Origin of the sequence: Brevundimonas sp. (genome assembly GCF_023259385.1) — a bacterium.
Taxonomy (GTDB): Bacteria; Pseudomonadota; Alphaproteobacteria; order Caulobacterales; family Caulobacteraceae; genus Brevundimonas.
Window position 1 is genome coordinate 1 of the sequence record NZ_JAHFPF010000123.1, and the last position, 4,025, is coordinate 4,025.

The 4,025-nt window shown below is 70.1% G+C and carries 5 protein-coding genes; 2 read left to right on the top strand and 3 right to left on the bottom strand.

The features are described 5' to 3' along the window. Positions 1 to 516: Fur family transcriptional regulator (locus Q0C81_RS10545; RefSeq protein WP_367117998.1), on the top strand; the 516-nt coding region annotated here is incomplete at its 5' end. On the opposite strand, the gene Q0C81_RS10550 is transcribed toward Q0C81_RS10545, so the two are convergent. After that, entirely contained in the window at positions 517 to 1,713 is a 1,197-nt protein-coding gene (locus Q0C81_RS10550; RefSeq protein WP_291837298.1) for an acyltransferase, read from the bottom strand. 130 nt (positions 1,714 to 1,843) lie between these two features. On the opposite strand from Q0C81_RS10550, the gene Q0C81_RS10555 reads away from it, so the two are divergent. Next, positions 1,844 to 2,467 (top strand): isoprenylcysteine carboxylmethyltransferase family protein, encoded by a 624-nt coding sequence (locus Q0C81_RS10555; RefSeq protein WP_291837300.1) that lies wholly within the window; start codon positions 1,844 to 1,846, stop codon positions 2,465 to 2,467. Positions 2,468 to 2,564: 97 nt separating this feature from the next. On the opposite strand, the gene Q0C81_RS10560 is transcribed toward Q0C81_RS10555, so the two are convergent. Next, entirely contained in the window at positions 2,565 to 3,197 is a 633-nt protein-coding gene (locus Q0C81_RS10560; RefSeq protein WP_291837302.1) for a DsbA family protein, read from the bottom strand. A gap of 4 nt (positions 3,198 to 3,201) precedes the next feature. Continuing rightward, positions 3,202 to 3,846: a DsbA family protein gene (locus Q0C81_RS10565; RefSeq protein ID WP_291837304.1), complete on the bottom strand. Its 645-nt coding sequence runs from the start codon at positions 3,844 to 3,846 to the stop codon at positions 3,202 to 3,204. Positions 3,847 to 4,025 lie beyond the last annotated feature (179 nt).

Below are 4,025 nucleotides of genomic sequence, written 5' to 3' on the forward strand. Positions count from 1 at the left end.
CGCGAGACCGCGCCGCCGACGGCCGCGCAGGTGGACCGCGCCCTGGCCGCAGCCGCCGCGCGCGTGGCCGCCGCTGGGGAGCGGCTGACGCAGCCCCGGCGCCGGGTGCTGGAGCTCCTGCTCGCCGCCGGCGCCCCGGCCAAGGCCTATGACCTCGTGGCGAATTTTCACCCCGATCCGCGCGTCGCCAAGCCGGCGACGGTGTATCGGGCGCTGCAGTTCCTGGAGACGCGCGGACTCGTTCGTCGCCTTTCCACCCTCAAATCCTGGGTGGCCTGCGATCCCGGGCAACTCGGGTCGCCGGCGGCCTTCCTGCTGTGCGACTGTTGCGGCTCGTGTCGCCAGATCCCCTCGCCCGACATAGCGCCGCTGAACGCGGCCGCGACGGGGACAGGCTATGTCATCGAGCGGGTCACGCTCGAGGTCCAGGGCCTCTGCGCGGCGTGCCGCCCGCCGCGGCCCGGGCCGCCCACCATCCGGCCGGTGGACGCTGAAGCAGCGCAGCCCGGGCCCTGATCAGGCCCGCTGCGGATCGAGGACGGCCTCGCCCGACCCGTCCGCCGCGACCGCGGCGGCGGTGATCGCGACCGTTTCCGGAACGGCGGCCGGCTCCCTGTTCGGCCGAGGCGAACCGGAGGGATTCAGCCAGGTCTGGACCGGTCGGTCGAAGCCGTAGCGGAACACCGCCGCCGCAACGAAGGCGCCGAGGAAGCCGACGGTCCACAACGTCCATCGGACGCCGGTGGAGGCGCCCTCCTGACCGACCGCCTCCAGGAGGCCGAACCAGACGATGCGGCTCACCTCATTGGTGAGGAACATGGCGAAGGACATCAGCGCAAGGTGCTCGACGAGGCGCGAAGGCCTGCGCACCGGCACGGCCCCCGCCGCCCAGATGATCACCGTCATCAGCCCCAGAGACACAAGGCTGAAGGGGCCGAACGCCTGGAGGCCGGCGAGGACGAAGGCGGCGACGACCCCGATCACCCCGGCCGTGCGCGGCGAGACATAGACGCGGGATCCATAGAACGCCGCCGCGACGCCCACCAGAAAGAGCGGCAGGGCGCGCAGCATGCCGAACCAGAGGGGCAGCCTGTACAGGGGATCGCCCAGCCAAAAGATGGCAGCCTGATTGCCGACCACCAGCAGGCCGATCGCGCCGAGCACGGCCGTCAGGGGCGTCAGGCGCCAGACGGCGCGGCAGATCCAGGGCAGGAGGAGGTAGCAGCCGATGAGAGCCGACAAGGTCCAGGTCGGCGCGTTCCAGCCCTGGCCGCCGGGCACGCCCCAGGCTTGAACCAGCAACACCTGGGCGGGCAGTTGCGACCAGTCGAACCATTGCGGATTGCTGGGCGCGACGCCCGCGAGCGCCGCGCCGCCGACGATCGCGACGAGGACGAGGCTGACCATCAGATGGGCGGGAATAACGCGCAGGAGACGCTGGCGTGAATAGGCTCGAATGGACGCCTTGCCGGCCGCCAGCCGGTCTCCGTAGATGCGGGCCAGGACGTAGCCGGAATCGAGAATGAAGAAGTCGGTGAGCAGATAGCCCCGGTCGAACACCGGATGCAGCTGCCCCAGAGGCACCGGCGCGGCCTCGCGGAAATGGTAGAGGATGATCATCGCGCCGACGATGAAACGAAGCGCGTCGAGCCAGCCGCCGCGAGCGATGCGCGGCGGCGTCGGGCCGGTCAGAGCGGTCGGCGCGCGGCTCATGCCTGACCCTACGCCGGGCGCAGGCAAGAAAAGGTTACCGGGCCCGACCCGGACAGACATGTGCGGCCGCGGGAAGCGTTGCCTTTTGGGTTCTGAACTTTACACAGTACCCCGTCCCTGGAGCCCGCCCATGCATCAGACCGCCGCGCCCGATCTCTTCCGCGTCCAAAGAATCCGCAAGGGCGTCCTGCTGATCGGGATCGTCGCCGCCATCGGACTCGCGGGCGTGAGCCGAACACTGGGGGGCCACACGCCGTTTCACGAATATCTCGAGGATTTCGGCCTGGCCGCGATCGCCGTCTGCATCGTCGGCCGTGCGTGGTGTTCCCTCTATATCGGCGGCCGCAAGAAGGCGGAGATCGTCGACTGCGGACCTTATTCGATCAGCCGCAACCCGCTTTACCTGTTCAGTTTCATGGGTGCGTTCGGCATTGGCGCGCGCACCGGCTCCATCGCCCTGGCCTGTGCCTGTCTGCTGATCGCAGTGATCGTGTTCCAGGCGACCGTGAACCGGGAGGAACGCTGGCTTCGCGCGACCTTTGGTGAGATCTACGCGGCCTATGAAGCCAGCACGCCACGCTTCTGGCCGAACTTCTCCCGGTGGCGCGACCCGGAAACCCTGGAAGTCCGGCCCGGTTTCTTCCTGACCACGCTTCGGGACGGCCTCGTCTTCCTGCTGGCCGTCCCGGTCTTTGAATCGGTGGAATACGCCCAGACCGCCGGCTGGCTCGCGGCCCTGATCCGCCTGCCGTGATCCCAGCGCACGCGTCTCGCGCCGCCTCTCCACGAGGCGCGCCCGCCGGCCGCGGGAAGCGGCCGGCGGGCTGGGCGCGGCCGGAGCCCGCCTGAGCCTATCGCGCCGGCGGAAGGAGACCGGAGATCAGGCCGGACAGTCCTTCCAGGCTGCTGTCTTCGGCGAGCCGGCCGTTGACCAGAAACATCGGGGTTCCGGTGACGCCGCCCGCCACCGCCGCCTCTACGCCGGCGTTCAGGGCAGACTGGGTGGCCGCGTCGTTCATGCAGGTTTGCAACTCGGCCGCTGGCCGCCCGGCTTTCGCCGCGCCCTGACTCAGCCAGACGTTCGGGTCGCCGCCGGCGCGCAAGGCCGGCTGACCGTCCATCAGCGCCTGGGCCACGTCGAAGTACGCCTCCGGGACCGCGCAGCGCGCCATGGCCGCCGCGGGGACGGAGAGTCCCTCGGGCGACGTCGGCAGATCGCGGAACACCAGCCTCACCTGGCCCGTGTCGATGAAGCGGGCCTTCAGGGCCGGGAGCACGGTCTGGTGCCACGCGGCGCAGTGCGGACAGGTGAAGGAGGCGTATTCGATCACCGTGACCGGCGCGTCGGACCGGCCCAGAACGCGGTCCTGGGTCTGCACGACCGCAAGCGCCGCCCGCGCCTGTTCGGGCGCGGCTTGCGCCCAGGCCGCCGGCGCCGCGAACACCAGCAGGCCAAACGCGATCAGAACGGGACGAATGGTCATGGGCTCAGCCCTCCAGCAGGGGATCAATGGCGGCGGAGAGCGCCTCCAGCGACGAGTCGGCGAGCTTCTCGCCATTGACGAAGAACGTCGGCGTGCCGGTCACGCCCGCGTCGAGCCCGGCCTTGATGCGCTGGTCCATGGCGGCGATGGCCTCGGGGTCGCTGATGCAGGCCTTGAACTGCTGGTCGTTGAGACCGGCGGAGGTCGCGATCCGCTGGAGGCTCTGGCTGGGCGGCGTGCCGGCCTGCCACTCCGCCTGACTGGCCATGACGTCGTCGATCACGTCGAAATACTGCCCCTCGCCGGCGCAGCGCGCGATCAGGAACCCGGCGACGGCGACCGCCTGGGGCGCGGTGGGGAACTCGCGAAAGACATACCGGACCTTGTTGGTGTCGACGTATTTCGCCTTGAACTGAGGCCAGACCTCCTTCTGCCAGGCGGCGCAGTGACCGCAGGTCACCGAGGCATATTCGACCACGGTGACCTTGGCGCCCTCGGCGGCGCCGAGGGCCATGTCGCCTTGCGCAGGCGTGATCCCGGCGGAATCGCCGCAGGCGGACAGGGGCAGGGTCAGGGCGGCCGCGGTTGCGGTCAGGCCGAGCGCGCGCCGGCTGAGGCCCGACGACAGGACGGCTTTCAGCTTGAGCATTGTTTGTCTCCTCAAGGACAGGGTCGGGGCCGGCGATCCAGCACGACCCGATGATGGGAACTTGCCCCACGCGGCGAACCTGCCGCGGCAGGGGCGTCCGGGAGCGAAAGACGCCGCCCTCGCGGGGAGCGTCCATTATCCGCGGGTCAGAGACGGGGCGGCGGGTCTTCGGCGTCGGT